This window comes from Spirosoma sp. 209, assembly GCF_002006735.1.
GTDB classification, from domain to species: Bacteria; Bacteroidota; Bacteroidia; order Cytophagales; family Spirosomataceae; genus Spirosoma; species Spirosoma sordidisoli.
On sequence record NZ_MVEC01000009.1, the window covers coordinates 221,467 to 235,745 of the forward strand.

Sequence of the window (14,279 nt, forward strand, 5' to 3'; positions counted from 1 at the left end):
CAGGCCTGGGTCGAGACAACCCCTATGCCTGATGCAGACTTACCAGGCCAGTGCGGCTGAGTTTTACAGGATGTGGGCGCTAGATCATCGGGCCCAGGTCGACGTTCATCAGGGGCGAAAACGATGAGCCGGTAGCAACACCACCGTCGCCTTTGCAGTACCGCAGCCATTCGCCGGAATAGTAGTTATACACGAAACCCTCCAGAATCCCGTAGTCGTCGTCTTCGATAAGATTGATAATTTTGTGGAGATCCCGATTGGCCGACCGGGGCTGGGCTACTTCGATAACGATACGGGTCAACTGCGCTTCGTTATCGAACAGCAGCACATCAGGAACCTGATGGCCCGGCCCCTCGCCGAGCGGTGTCTCTGGCAACGGCATCAGCGAAATGGCCCGTCGATGGTAATACAAGACCCCTAGTTCGATCGTCAGTTTGCTGATAACGATCTGATGGGCCAGTGGCGAGTTGGTACCATCGTCATGGACAACAAAGGGCGAGGGAAATGATGGTTCGTACATGACCAGCTTTTTTTACGTCAAGATATCGAAAAAACTTTATGCAATAATGCAACGCCCGACACCGTTGCGCTGTCTTTCTCCTGATTGCAACTTAAATTACCTGTTCCGCTGAATCTGTTAGAGTCCAAACCGTACCCAGACCGCCATGCTGATCTGGTTAAACGCTGCCAGCAGGGCGAGCGACGGGCTCAGTATGACCTGTACCAACAGTACGTGAAAGCCATGTACAACGTCTGTCTTCGAATCGTAAACAACGAAGCCGAAGCCGAAGACGTACTACAGGAAGCCTTTATTGATGCCTTTAGCCACATCGGCTCGTTTCGCGGACAAAGTACGTTTGGCGCCTGGCTGAAACAGATTGTCGTAAACCGGGCCATCAATCACCTGCGCAGCCGCCGAATGACGCTGGTCGATATCGAGTCGCACCGGCTGGGCGAAGATGATGGTCCCGACCTGGCCGATCCCGAGCCATACGACGAAGAAGGCGTACAGCTGGAGGTCGATCGGGTCCGACGGGCTATGGCTCAGTTGCCCGAAGGCTACCGGGTGGTGTTATCGCTGTATCTGTTCGAGGGCTATGACCACGAGGAGATCGGAAACGTGCTGAACATCAGCGAAACCACCTCCCGGACGCAGTACCTGCGGGGCAAAAAACGGTTGCTTGACTTATTAACCTAACAACAAAACGATGAAGAAAGATAATCTGGAACGCTTCGTCCGCGACAACCGCGAAGCCTTCGACGACCGGGAGCCGCCCATGGGCGACTTGTGGAAGAAGATAGAAGAGGGGCTGAACCAGCAACCCGGTCAGCAACCGACCAGCGCCCCCTCGCCCTTCCGGCACGTGCATAAAAATACCGGCAAACCGGGGGGTCTACAGATCGGCTGGCCCAGCCTCGACTGGCGGGTGGCGGCTTCGGTGGCGATACTGCTGCTGGCCGGCGGCTTCTGGTACATGAACTACCAGTACGGCGTAACCCACCAGCCCGAGGTCGTTGCTGCCAGCCCCATGTACGCCAGAGAAGTTGTTCAGTATACCCGACTGATCGACGATAAACGGGCCGAACTGATGCAAATGACTCAGGACAATCCGGAACTGTATGCGGAGTTTGCCACCGACCTCAACCGACTCGAAAAGTCGTATCAGTCGCTGAAGGCCGATTTGCCCAAAAATCCTAATCAGGAAGTCCTGATTCAGGCCATGATTCAGAATCTGCAGATTCAGATCAACCTGCTCAATGAACAGTTGCGCGTCATACAGCGCATTAAACAACAAACCAATGAAAATCCTGTGTAGTCTGGTACTTTGCCTTTTGCCCATGCTATCGTGGGCCGGGGAGCCGACTGATCTCGGCGCGGTGGAGAAAAAGAAAACGATTATCAAACTGTTCGACGTAGATGCCAATGATGTGCTGACGATTGACAACCAGTACGGGCAGGTAACGGTCGGGCTGTGGGACAAGAGTGAGATCCGGGTTCAGATTACGGTTTCGGCCAATTCCGACTCCGACGAGCGTGTACAGCGATTCCTGGATGCCGTAACGATTGACGAAAAACGGGCGGGCAATCAGATTGTAGTACGCACCAACTTCAGCCAGAGCAGCCTCACGAACTGGAGCCTAACTAGCTGGAAAAACGATGGCGATCGCAACTTTGTCCGGATCAACTACGAGGTGATGATGCCCAAACAGAACGCCCTGACCGTTCGGAATAAGTTTGGCAATACCAGCATCCCGTCGTTCCATGCGCCCCTGACCGTCTACAGCCGATACGGGAATTTCAGCGCCGACGAACTGACCAATCGCCAGACCGACATCGATGTGGCCTACGGTAAAGCCATGATCCGGGCGCTCGAAACGGCGAAAGTAGACGTAGCTTACGGAAATCTGGACCTGAACCGGGCTAACGCGCTTACGCTGGTCAACAAGTTTGGGAAGATGCACATCGGCAACGTTGGTAAACTCGATGCCAACATCGACTACTCCGGCGCTACCATCGGCACCCTGCGCGAGTCGGGCCGGATCAATCTGAGCTTTTCGGGCGGATTCCGGATCGAGCAGCTTCCCAAAACAGTCGATAACGTGGCTATTCAGGCGAGCTATTCATCCGTGGCCCTGCCCATCGAGAACGGAAACGACTGCGACTTCGACGTAACGGTCAGCTACGGTAATTTCAACTACGGTACTGGTTCGACCATGCATTTTACCACCCAGCCCAGCGACAATAACAGCCGGGGGGCGCGTCTGACCAAGCAATACATCGGTAAGGTTGGCAGCGGCTCGGGCACGAAAGTAAAAGTGGTGTCGAAGTTCGGGAATGTGAACTTCAGGTAGTCAGCATCTCGATAACGGCCCGGTGCTGCGGAAACTCGGTCAGCAAAGCAGCCCGGCTACCCATCTCGAAATCAGCGAAGTCGAAGCCCGGCGCCACGGTACAGCCGACTAGCGAAAAACCCGCGCTGTCTGTAGCGCCGGCCGGCTTCGCGCCGAACCAGCAACCCGCCGGTACAACCGCCTGAAATACCTCCCCCCGATCAGGTCTGTTTCCCAGCCGAATGATGCGCAGTGACGCGTCCGGATTGATCACGAATACCTCCAGCGGGCCGCCCGCGTAGAAGTGCCAGATTTCGTCGGCCTGAATCCGGTGCAGTGCCGAAACGTGGTGATTCTCGAGCAGAAAGTAAATAGCCGTTCCGAACGCCCGCTCGCCACCAAACCGCGCGGGCAGCGCTCCGGCCGGAATGCACTCCTCCGCCCGATAGGTTTCGGCAAAATAGCCCCCCTCCGGATGCGGCTGAAGCTTCAGCGACTGAACATAATACGACGCAGACGTAACCATTATTGATTGAGTGACTGGTGAATGAGTGATTGGGTGATAGGCTAAACACTCATTCACCAGTCACTCAACCACTCATTAATTTACGGCTTTAACAACATTGGTGAATTCGCGGGATTTGAGCGAGGCACCTCCGATGAGGCCACCGTCGACGTCGGGTTGCGCGAAGAGCTCGGCCGCGTTTTTTTCGTTGGCACTACCGCCGTACAGGATCGTGATATCCTGCGCGATGGCGTCGCCGTACTGACCCGCAATATGCCGGCGAATCTCGAAGTGCATATCCTGCGCCTGGGCCGATGAGGCCGTCAGTCCGGTGCCGATAGCCCAGATCGGTTCGTAGGCGATTACGACTTTGGCAAACGTTTCGGCCGAGAGGTGAAACAGGCTGTCGGTAAGCTGATCTTTTACGAAGCCGATATAGTCGCCATTTTCGCGCAGATCGCGCGACTCACCGCAGCAAAAGATCGGCGTCAGGCCGTTTTCCAGCGCACTGTTTACTTTATCGGCCAGTTGAGCGTTGGTTTCGCCGAAGTACTGGCGCCGTTCGCTATGGCCCAGAATGACGTATTCAACCCCGATCGACTGGAGCATGGGGGCCGAGATCTCGCCGGTATAGGCGCCCGACGCTTTCTCGTGGCAGTTCTGAGCCCCGAGTGCTACCCGACCGCCGGCCGTGATATACTGCCGCGATGTGGTCAGATACAGAGCAGGTGGGCACAACACCACCGTAACGTCGCCGGTGACCTCATCTTTTACCATGTTAACGACCTCCGACAAGAGCGCTTTGGCCTCTTCGAGGGTCTTGTTCATTTTCCAGTTACCGGCAACGATCTTTTTACGCATAACAGATTAATAATGTGACAATAAACAGTCAGGCTGAATCAACAAGGCAAACAACTTGTTTGTCAATCGGGGGCGAAATTAGGGCTTTCTGACCGAACCCACTCCCCCACTGCCGGCTAAATTTCGTAGCCGAATACGCTATTCTCTCTCCCGTTAATAAAGTAATGAAACCGAATACCTGTTTTTTGTGTTATTCGGATAAAAAATACGTAGATTTCAATGCTTTAGACCATTTACATGAAACCGCTTTTCCTGGTTATCGGACTGTTTAGTGCTTATCTGACCGCACAGGCAGATGACCATACGCGCACGCCCGATCGGGACCGATATGGTTTCTTCATCGCCGGCAACCGTACCTGGACCCGCATCCCGTTTCAGCTCCACTCCAACCTGATTATCGTACCGGTTCGTATCAACGAGTCAGATACGCTCCAGTTCATTCTCGATACCGGCGTCAGCAATACCATCGTTACCGACCCCAGCGCCTTTAAACGGCAGCCGCTGCGGCTGGCCCGAAAAATTAAACTCTCGGGCGCCGGCGAGGGCGGCAACCTGACGGCCTCGGTAGCGATCGATAATTCGCTGGTGCTGGGTGGTCTGCGGGCGGCTCACCATAATATCGTCATGCTGGATGAAGACATTCTGAAGTTATCGGAATACGTGGGTACGCCCGTTCATGGCATTTTTGGCTACGAGATCTTCGCCAATTTTGTGGTGAACATCGATTTTCAGCGCCGGGAAATCATGCTAATGAGTCCCAAAAAGTACCGGTACAAGAAACGCAAAGGCGACCGCTACCCCATCATCATCCAGGATACCAAAGCCTATACCGACGCGTTGTCGGTCTATGACGGGCAGAAATCGATGCCGCTGCGGGTGGTGCTCGATACGGGCGCCGGTCATGCGCTCCTGCTCGATCGGTCGCGGAGTACGGCCATGATGCCGCTTCCCGAAAAAAGCATCCGGGCTCAGCTGGGCCGGGGCCTCAACGGGGTTATCAACGGCAGCATGGGCCGCATTCAGAAGGTAAAATTCGGCCGCTATGAGCTGGATAATATTCTGGCCTCGTTTCCCGACAGCACCGCTTTTGGCATGAAACTGATCGACATGCCCGAGCGGCAGGGCAACGTGGGCTGCGAGCTGCTGCGCCGGTTCAACGTAACGTTCAACTACCCCGATCGGTACGTGGTGCTGAAACCCATCAAACGCGCTATGCGCGAGGGCTTTGAACACGATATGAGCGGCATGGAGCTGCGGGCCAAAGGCGATCGCTTCCGCAATTACTATGTCGATAAAGTCATCGAAGGATCGCCCGCCGACCTGGCCGGCCTTCAGGAAGGCGACGAGGTGCTGTTTGTCAACAACAACTCCACCAAAGACCTCACGATCAGCGACATTTACAAGATCCTGCAGAAGGGCGAAGGCCGGGAAGTATCGATGCTGGTCCGGCGAAACGGGCAGGTTATCATCACCAGCTTTGCGCTGAAACGGCTGATCTGAGCCTTATTCGAGCCGATCCAGCTTGAACCGGAAGGTGGTTCCTTTTTCCAGCTTGCTCATAACGGTAATTTTGGCCTTGTGTGCATTCAGGATGTGTTTCACGATAGCCAGCCCCAGGCCGGTGCCGCCCCGGTCTTTGGAGCGGCTTTTCTCTACCCGATAAAAGCGCTCGAAAATACGGCTCAGGTGCTCGGGCGGAATGCCGGGACCATCGTCGCGCACCGATACCAGCACGTGCTTTTTGTCGCCCTCCAGACTGACCACCACCCGGCCGTTCTCGTTACCGTATTTTACGCCGTTCTCGATCAGGTTGGTCATCACCTGCAGAATACGCTGCGGATCGGCCTTGACCCAGACGGGACCCGGTTCGGTGGTTTTGAGCCGCAGGGTCGTGTTTTTCTTGCTGGCGATGTCTTCCAGCTGGTCAAAAATCTCTTTGGTCACCAGCGCCAGATCGACCCGATCAAAATTCATTTTCACCTCGCCCGTTTCCAGCTGCGACAGAGCCACGAGGTCTTTCACCAGGGCATCGAGCCCATCGAGGCTTTTGGCCGCCTTCGACAGAAATTTATCGCGTACGTTTTCGTCGTCAACGGCGCCGTCGATGAGGGTATGAATGAACCCCTGGGCTGCGAAGATCGGCGTCTTCAACTCGTGTGATACGTCGGCCAGAAACTCGCGCCGAAACAGCTCAAGCCGCTTCAGTTCATCGATCTCTTTTTGTTTTTTGGCGACGTAAACGAAGATTTCGTCGTTCAGCTTCTTGAACGGGTTCGTGTTCTTGATGATCGACTTGCGCGAGATAGTAAAGTCCCGAATCTTCAGCTTGTGAATGGTTTTGTACATCTTGTTCACCTCCCTGAATACCAATAGCTCAATAGCGTACAGAACCAGAAAGAACGAAATGACAAACGACGATATGCCCACCACGAAGAGCATGTTGTACGTGACCCCTTCCACAAACGTCAGAAACGCCAGCGTCAGCGCCGAAATCAGACAAGCCAGCAGAAGCGCAATAAATCGGGGACTGAGAGACATGTAGCGAATGCGTGAATGAGTGAATGAGCGCGTTGGGCCTGCCCGCCCTGTTCAGCTACCCGACTCAGATCTACCTGGTAAAATTATTCGCTAATTCACGCATTACCGAACGCGGCCCGCACTAATTCGCTCATTCATTCTGATCGGTGAACATGTACCCGACGCCTTTCAGGGTTCGGATGTGGGTGTCGCCGATTTTCTCGCGGAGTTTGCGGATGTGAACGTCGACGGTGCGTTCGAGCACGTAGATGTCGGCGCCCCATATTTTCTGGAGCAGTTCTTCGCGGCTGAACACCTTGTTGGGGTGCTGCGCCAGGAAGAAGAGGAGTTCAAATTCTTTCTTGGGCAGAATAACCGACTTATCGTCCTGACTAACGGAATAATTCTTGCGGTTGATGAGCAGGTTGGCAATGGTTATCTGCTCACCGGGATCGGCCTTCTGGGCTTCGCGCCGGAACAGGGCGTTGATCCGGCTCATGAGCGCCCGCGGCTTAATGGGCTTGGTAATGTAATCGTCGGCCCCGACATCGAAGGCTGCCACTTCAGAGTACTCTTCCGAGCGGGCGGTCAGGTACAGAATGTAGGTCTGGCGCAGTTCCGGAATGTCGCGCAGTTGCCGACCGGCTTCTATACCGTCCAGATGGGGCATCATGATGTCGAGTACAACGAGTTCGGGCAGGTAGGTACGGGCTACTTCAATGGCCTTGCGGCCATCGGTGGCAGTGCGTACGTCATAGCCTTCTTTGGAGAGGTTGTATTCGAGCATCTCGACAATGTCGGCGTCGTCATCAACGACTAAGATGCGGTGCAGGGGTTGAGCAGCTTTAGCAGCACTCATACGAAGCAGAGTTGGTGAGAACGACCTGTTTGGTATAGCAGGTGGCCCGAAGTTACGCGGCTTATCCACAACGTTACGACTACCGAGTCCATCCTTAACAATAATTTAACAGCTTACGGTACCTGAAGTTAATCGATTTCTATCTCAATACGAACTGGTTACCAACCCGATCCGTCTGGCTTACTCAGGTAGTTCCGCTCAGGCTCGCCAGCAATTGTTTGGTTGTATAATAAAGAAAATAACGATTAGCCGCTTCCCGATGTTTACCCCTCATCATGGATACTCGCTCACCGGAGGTTCAACTGCCTCTTTACGCTAAAATTACCTGCATACTTCTATCAATTGTCATCCTGATCTATGGGCTTCACACCTTACAGGGGCTGCTGATTCCATTGGTGTTCGCCATATTATTCTCGGTGTTGCTGTTTCCGCTGGCGCAACGGCTCGAAAACTGGCGAATACCGCGCATCGTGGCCGTGTTGCTGTGTTTGTTGCTGACACTGGCCGTTATCGTCGGGATTCTGTACGCCGTTTCGATGCAGATCAGCAGTTTTGCCGAGGTGATTCCGCAGCTGATCAAACGGGGCAACGAATACCTGAATCAGATTCAGACCTATGCCGACGAACAATTCAACATTGACCGTAAGCGACAGATTTCCGAAGTCCGAAAATACCTCAACCAGCTCCTGTCGGAGGGCGGTACGATCCTGACGTCGACCCTGCTGGCCACGACCAGCACCCTCACCGATGTGTTTCTGGTCTTGCTGTTCGTCTTTTTCTTTCTGCTTTACCGCGACTTTTTCCGGTCTTTTTTCTACAAAGCGTTCCACGACACCCGCCGGTCCAAGATCGATGCGGTGCTGCATGGCATCTATACCGTTGTGAAGGATTACCTGGCGGGGCTGGTGCTGGTGATTCTGATCATCGGTACGCTGATGACGGTTGGCCTGCTGATTCTGGGTATCGACTACGCCGTCTTTTTCGGCTTCTTCGGCGCCTGTCTGGTGCTGATTCCGTATTTCGGTATCTCGCTCGGGTCGTTGCTACCGGCGGCCTATGCCCTCGTTACCGAAGATAATCCGCTCAAGGCGCTGGGCGTCATCGGCGTTTTTCTGTTCGTGCAGACCATCGAGGGTAATTTCATCACGCCCTACATCGTGGGCTCCAAGGTGAGCATCAATCCGCTGGCGGCTATTATCGTGCTGATCCTGTGGGAGAACGTATGGGGGCTGGCCGGTCTGGTACTGGCGCTGCCCGTAACGGCCATTCTGAAAGTGATTTTCGACGCGGTGGAGTCGCTGAAGCCGTACGGATTTCTGATCGGCGAGGCCGAAAAGCCGCGCCCGCCCATCAAGAACCTGCAGCAACTTACCGATCAGCTGCCCCGACGAGCCAGAAAAGTCGGGAAAGTCGAGGAGAAAGACTAGCTAGCCAGAGAGCCAGCCCGAAGGCAGAGCCCTCACCGCACAGCCAGGCTTACCCCTGATCGGGTACTCAGCCGGGTATAATCAGAAGTTGAGCGGGTCCAGGTTTTTGAAGTGGCCGTTCATGCGGATTCGTTGCTTGGTACGCTCCATATCGGCCACCACGGGCAGCACATTGTTGAGGTGCTGAATCAGAAAGAGCTGTCGTTCGGCTTCGGTTTCGAGCGTCAGCAGTTCGTATTCCTGCTCGACCGACAGCCCGACCTTGTGCGCCACGCGGTACGAGAAATTTTCGCCAACCGAATCATAATCCGTTTCAATCTGAAGCAGGTCGTACAGGCGTTCCAGTCGCTGGGTCAGCGCGTCGGCATGGGCGCTGAAGCTATCGCCGGGCTCGACCAGCTCCACCTCGCCACCCGCGTAGAGCTTGCCAGCTACGGGGTTTTCGAAGTTGATAAGCCGAAATACCTTGAGTCCTTTCGATTTTATGTCCATCCGGCCGTCGTCGTAGCGCTTGTGCAGCGTCGTTACGTGCATCTCGGTGCCGTAGCCGGGTAATTTGTTATTGATAAATGCCGGGATGCCGAACGTTTTTTCTTCTTCCAGACATTCGTTGATGAGTTGACGATAGCGTGGTTCGAAAATGTGCAGGTTCAGGTCTTCGCCCGGGTACACGATCAGGTTGAGCGGGAATAGCGGCAGCGTTTTTTCCATAGCGTCGAAAAGGTACGGGTTTTCGCTAAATACCCCATCCCGAGAGGGCTCAAAACTACCGCTGCGCCTGAAAAAGGGCCGTCGACTCGGCAAACCGAACCCCGCGCGTCCGGGCTTCGCGGTAGATCGGCTCGCCCAGGTGGCCCAGCTCGCTTACGTCAGACATGCAGTCGGTAACCACTACCAGTTTAGGAACGAGGTGCGGAGCCGAATCGAGCAGCTGTTTCAGGCTGTTGGCTACGCAGTGCGACCTGGCCTCGCCCATCAGGTAAACCGTCTCGAACCGGTCCAGGTCGGCAATCAGCCCCAGGTTGAGCTGGGTTTCGGGCACGGCGGGGTCGGGCACCTGCGCCCGGAAAATGCCGAAGTGCTCGGTGAGCGGGTAGAGCCCTTTCGGTACGGCCACATAGTCGCGGTCGCGCTGGCGGGACCAGCTTTTGAGGGCATCGAGCAGCGTATCGTGCAGAGCCGCCCCCCGCGATCCGATCAGACAATGTTCGGGCCAGATGAAGTGCGAAAACTGCCCGTCGGCTTCGAGATCCCGAACGTACTGACGCGCCCGCGCGGCTTCGAACCGGGGTATCCATCGGCCAGCCTCTACCTCCGCGGCCGAGATCGGCGTAAACGGAGCCGGATGCTGACCACGGGCGTCGTGCCAGAACAGCGGGTGCGCAATGTCGAGTATGTGGTGTGTGTCGAGCGTTACGACAATATGATCGATCTGATCGGCATGGTTCGTAATCAGTCCGGCCATCCGCTCAACGTCCCGATCTGCCCCCGGCACGAACAGCGCTCCGTCGGGATGGCAGAAGTCAATCTGCGTATCGATGATAAGAAAGGCGTTACCCATACGATCGAAGCTGGTTTTGCGGCCGGGCAGACCCTTCCTGGCTACCCCGCCCCGCTGCAGACACAGCCACGGGCAAGACGAATCTGCCGGTCGATACCGTTAAAACGTGTACCGTTTCGCGATGGTTTCGCCGGGGAGCAGCCAAACGCCCCGCGCCGACTGCGAATAGAACGACGATCCGAAGGGTAACTCCTCACGCCGGGTACGGCCGTTCTTCAGCCGGACATCCACCGCGCGGGTCCGAGCATCAACGGGGGCAAACGTCTGGGGCTTCCGGGTGGCCAGGATGCGCATCAGCCCCCGGTTCTGGGATACCGCTACCCGACAGCGACCCGCGGCATCGGGCCAGCTGACGATGGCGCGGGCATTGCCGGGCACGTAAAGGCCACTTTGCTGCATGGTCAGGGGCACGAATCCCCCTTTGCCATCGCCCCGCAGCACCAGTCCGTTGAAGGCATCCATCCGGCCCGCTATCAGATCGCTGCCGTGTTCGTTCCCCACCAGCACCGCATCCAGATTACCATCGCCGTCGATATCCTGCGCCACCATGCCGAAGACCGGCGCGGTCTGCGCCATCAGCGGCAGCGGCCGAACGGCGAAGGTTCCGTTGCCCTGATTTTCGATGTAGCTGCTGGGCGTATAGGTTACCGACAGTTTGAGCGCCTGCGACCGTTCGTCTTCGGTAAGAACTTCGCTCATGGTGGCCTGACCCAGGGCCGCATACTGCACGTAACGCTTCTTGATACCGATCATCTGCCGAACCATATCGTCCCAGCCGAAGTACGGATACTCGTCGTACTGGCCTTTCTGGTTCTTGAAGTACACCGAGGTGAAGGCGTCGTAGAAGCCATTGTTATCGAAATCACCGGCATACATCCGGACGGGTTGCTTGTCGGTGGCCCGCAGCAGGGTATTCTGCCCCAGATTACCGGCCAGGTAGTCGATATCGCCATCGTTGTCGAAATCGCCGGGGGTCAGGCTATTCCAGAAGCCGGTTTTGTCGGAAAGGCCCTTCACGTCGACGGGTTCGAGCCGCCCGTTGGTGTTCCTGAGCATGACGGGGGCCTGCCACTCGCCAACCACCAGCAGATCGACCCGGCCGTCGTTATCGTAGTCGGTCCAGAGCGCGTCGCAGGTCAGCCCGCCTTTGGCCAGGGCCGGGGCCAGCTGGGTGGTTACGTCGGTAAAACGGGCAACCGAAGGCCCACCCGCCGAGCCGGGTTTGGCGCTGTCGTTGCGCAGCAGGAAACTCCGCACGGGCGCCGGGTACCGGTTCGGTTCGACCCGCCCGCCCACAAACAGATCCAGGTCACCGTCGCCATCGAAGTCGGCGGCTTTGACGCATGATCCGCTGACGCCCGTTTTAGGCAGCGCATTGGAAGCCAGCGTGAACGTGCCGCGCCCGTCGTTCAGGTACAGGCGGTGTTGCAGCGCTTCGGCCTGCTGATCGGGCCGAAACTCAACACTGCCACTGGCGGCATACAGATCCAGATCGCCGTCGGCGTCGGCGTCGAACAGCAGCAGCCCGGCATCTTCGGCCACTTTGACTGGCAGGGTCTGCGTCACAAACCGGCCGTTAGCCTGCTGGAGCAGCAGGCCCGCCGACCGACCCGCGCTGCCGCCCGAAATCATATCCTGCAAGCCATCGCCGTTGACATCGCCCACGGCCAGCGCAGGGCCGTATTCGGAGAACTTGTGGAGCAGCGTTTTCTGGCTGTTGAAATCGATGTAATCGTCTTCGTCGTGCCGGTAGGCCAGCGCCAGCGAGTCGGTAATATCGCGCAGCCAGGTGGGGCGGGCGGGCGTGGCTTCGCCGGGTGCACCTACCCGCGCATCGGCAGCCCGGATAGTAATGGTCTGGTCGGCGTTGACGCTGGGCAGCACCTGCACGCGCCCGCCGGGCCAGGTTATTTTCAGGTTTTTAAGGGTCATAACCTCGCCCAGGCCCAGGTGCGCCACCGGCTCAACGCTCGACAGAAACCCCCGGTAGGGCGTATGTTCGTATAGCTCTTTGCGCCCGCCGGGCAGTTCGTACTCGACCATGGCACCAAACCCCAGCCGGTTGGCCCCGTCGCCTTCGAACCGAATCCGCAGGTAGTGCGCTTTTTCGGGTTTGCTGTCAATTAGGTTGTTCCGGTAGATGAAAGCCTGGTCGTTGATGTTGTTGACCACGTAATCCAGGTCGCCGTCGCCGTCGAAGTCGGCATAGGCAGCGCCGTTCGAGAAACTCGGCTCGGTCATACCCCAGCGGTCGGTCACGTTCTCGAACGTACCATCGCCCCGCCCCCGAAACGCATAGTTGCTCACCTTTACCTGGGGCATTCGCTCGGTCAGGTCCAGACGCATGGCATCGGTCAGCAGGTTATTGACGCCACTGTAGTAGTTGGTGAAGTCGCGGTCGGTCACGTCGCGCGGGAAGCCGTTGGTCACCAGCAGGTCGCGGTTGCCGTCGTGGTCCATATCGACCAGCAGCGGAGACCAGCTCCACTCCGTTTCGGCCACACCGGCCAGCATACTGATCTCGCTGAAAGTGGGGAGGCCCACGCCAGCCGTATCGGCCGAGCCGGGCCGAACGCCCTGGTTGAGCTGCAGCGTATTGCGGGCATACTGGTGTTCGTAGCCCAGCCGGTCCCACTCCTGATACACGAAATAGTTGCTGCCGCCCATGAGGCTCTTTTTCCGGAGGTTATCTTCGGGCAGCATGTCCATGGCTACGATATCGGCCAGGCCATCGTGGTTGATGTCGGCCACGTCGTTACCCATGGCCGAGTAGCTGGTATGCTTGAACGACTGGCGGGCGCGGTTGGTAAAGGTGCCGTTGCCGTTGTTGACGTAGAGCAGGTCATTGGTGGCGAAGTCGTTGGTGACATAGATATCTTTCCAGCCGTCGCGGTTGATGTCGCAGATGTTGAGGCCCAGCCCGAAGCCTTCGTACAGAATCCCGGCCTCCCGCGACACATCCACGAACAGCGGGCCCGCTGCGGCCTGCTGCCCTTTTTGCCGTTCTGTTGTCATGTTCCGGTACAGCCGGTCAACGTTGGGCGACGAACCATCGGCTTTCTGTTCGCGCAGGTTGGTCGTAGTCTTCTCGTCGAAAATCTGGTCGACCAGCACGTACAGGTCCAGGTCGCCGTCGTTGTCGTAGTCGAAAAAAGCCGAGTGGGTCGTATAGGTCGTGTCGGCAATGCCGTAGTCGGCCGCCATCTCGCGGAAGCGTGGCGCCCCGCTGGCGTCGTTTCCCTGGTTCACGTAAAGCAGGTTGGCCCGGCGGGCGGCCTGTTTGTGCAGCGTATTCGAGACGTATACATCCTGCCTGCCATCGGCGTTGATATCGACCACCGTCACGCCCGAGCACCAGCGGCCACTGCCGCCCACCCCCGCCGTTTCGGTCACGTCGCGGAATTGTATGCCCCCACCCGATTCGGTATCGTTGAGATAGAGCTTACTCGGCACCTGATTCCCGGCAAAGAACACGTCGGGTTTCTGATCGCCGTTGAAGTCGCCCACGCCGACGCCCCCGCCGTTGTAGATGTACTGATAATTCAGGATGTTGAGTGAATCACTGTCGGTAATGGTATTGGCGAAGGTGATGCCCGTATCAGCCGCGTCGAGCCGCTCGAACAGGGGTTTGTCTTTACAGCCAGTCAGCAGCGCCAGCAGCGCGAGCGGTACCAGCCACGCGCCATTTCCTACAATTCGTTTCATGCGTTTGATGCG

Annotated in this window: 13 protein-coding genes; 5 read left to right on the forward strand and 8 right to left on the reverse strand. The window is 56.8% G+C overall.

Annotated elements, in window-relative coordinates:
• Positions 1–79: 79 nt before the first annotated feature.
• Entirely contained in the window at positions 80–520 is a 441-nt protein-coding gene (locus B1C80_RS16230; RefSeq protein ID WP_077922236.1) for a hypothetical protein, read from the reverse strand.
• Between the two features lie 84 nt (positions 521–604).
• Here B1C80_RS16230 and B1C80_RS16235 point away from each other — a divergent pair, with 84 nt between their 5' ends.
• Genes B1C80_RS16235 through B1C80_RS16245 form a run of 3 tightly spaced genes read left to right on the forward strand, consistent with a single transcriptional unit; the run spans position 605 to position 2,853 of the window.
• Complete coding sequence (locus B1C80_RS16235; protein WP_236648809.1) at positions 605–1,198, forward strand: RNA polymerase sigma factor; 594 nt, start codon at positions 605–607, stop codon at positions 1,196–1,198.
• Between the two features lie 10 nt (positions 1,199–1,208).
• On the forward strand, positions 1,209–1,817 hold the full coding sequence (locus tag B1C80_RS16240; protein ID WP_077922237.1) for a hypothetical protein: 609 nt from the start codon (positions 1,209–1,211) through the stop codon (positions 1,815–1,817).
• Positions 1,801–2,853, forward strand: coding sequence for a hypothetical protein (locus B1C80_RS16245; protein ID WP_077922238.1), 1,053 nt, complete (start codon positions 1,801–1,803; stop codon positions 2,851–2,853). The genes B1C80_RS16240 and B1C80_RS16245 overlap by 17 nt, the downstream gene beginning before the upstream one ends.
• On the opposite strand, the gene B1C80_RS16250 is transcribed toward B1C80_RS16245, so the two are convergent.
• Both B1C80_RS16250 and tpiA read right to left on the reverse strand, forming a co-directional pair.
• Entirely contained in the window at positions 2,846–3,358 is a 513-nt protein-coding gene (locus B1C80_RS16250; protein ID WP_077922239.1) for a cupin domain-containing protein, read from the reverse strand. The genes B1C80_RS16245 and B1C80_RS16250 overlap by 8 nt on opposite strands.
• Positions 3,359–3,433: 75 nt before the next feature.
• A complete protein-coding gene (gene tpiA / locus B1C80_RS16255; RefSeq protein ID WP_077922240.1) occupies positions 3,434–4,198 on the reverse strand; it encodes a triose-phosphate isomerase in 765 nt (254 codons plus the stop codon).
• A 237-nt stretch (positions 4,199–4,435) separates the two neighbouring features.
• Here tpiA and B1C80_RS16260 point away from each other — a divergent pair, with 237 nt between their 5' ends.
• Entirely contained in the window at positions 4,436–5,698 is a 1,263-nt protein-coding gene (locus B1C80_RS16260; protein ID WP_077922241.1) for an aspartyl protease family protein, read from the forward strand.
• A 3-nt stretch (positions 5,699–5,701) separates the two neighbouring features.
• Here the strand turns inward: B1C80_RS16260 and B1C80_RS16265 are convergent, their stop codons facing one another.
• Both B1C80_RS16265 and B1C80_RS16270 read right to left on the reverse strand, forming a co-directional pair.
• On the reverse strand, positions 5,702–6,736 hold the full coding sequence (locus tag B1C80_RS16265) for a cell wall metabolism sensor histidine kinase WalK (RefSeq protein ID WP_077922242.1): 1,035 nt from the start codon (positions 6,734–6,736) through the stop codon (positions 5,702–5,704).
• 130 nt (positions 6,737–6,866) lie between these two features.
• Positions 6,867–7,574 (reverse strand): response regulator, encoded by a 708-nt coding sequence (locus tag B1C80_RS16270; protein ID WP_077922243.1) that lies wholly within the window; start codon positions 7,572–7,574, stop codon positions 6,867–6,869.
• Positions 7,575–7,849: 275 nt separating this feature from the next.
• Here B1C80_RS16270 and B1C80_RS16275 point away from each other — a divergent pair, with 275 nt between their 5' ends.
• Entirely contained in the window at positions 7,850–9,001 is a 1,152-nt protein-coding gene (locus B1C80_RS16275; protein WP_077922244.1) for an AI-2E family transporter, read from the forward strand.
• An 81-nt stretch (positions 9,002–9,082) separates the two neighbouring features.
• On the opposite strand, the gene B1C80_RS16280 is transcribed toward B1C80_RS16275, so the two are convergent.
• From B1C80_RS16280 to B1C80_RS16290, 3 genes are all read right to left on the reverse strand, one after another.
• Entirely contained in the window at positions 9,083–9,712 is a 630-nt protein-coding gene (locus tag B1C80_RS16280) for an LON peptidase substrate-binding domain-containing protein (protein WP_077922245.1), read from the reverse strand.
• A gap of 55 nt (positions 9,713–9,767) precedes the next feature.
• Positions 9,768–10,562 (reverse strand): nicotinamidase, encoded by a 795-nt coding sequence (locus B1C80_RS16285; protein ID WP_077922246.1) that lies wholly within the window; start codon positions 10,560–10,562, stop codon positions 9,768–9,770.
• 99 nt (positions 10,563–10,661) lie between these two features.
• A complete protein-coding gene (locus tag B1C80_RS16290; protein ID WP_077922482.1) occupies positions 10,662–14,267 on the reverse strand; it encodes a VCBS repeat-containing protein in 3,606 nt (1,201 codons plus the stop codon).
• Between the last annotated feature and the right edge of the window lie 12 nt (positions 14,268–14,279).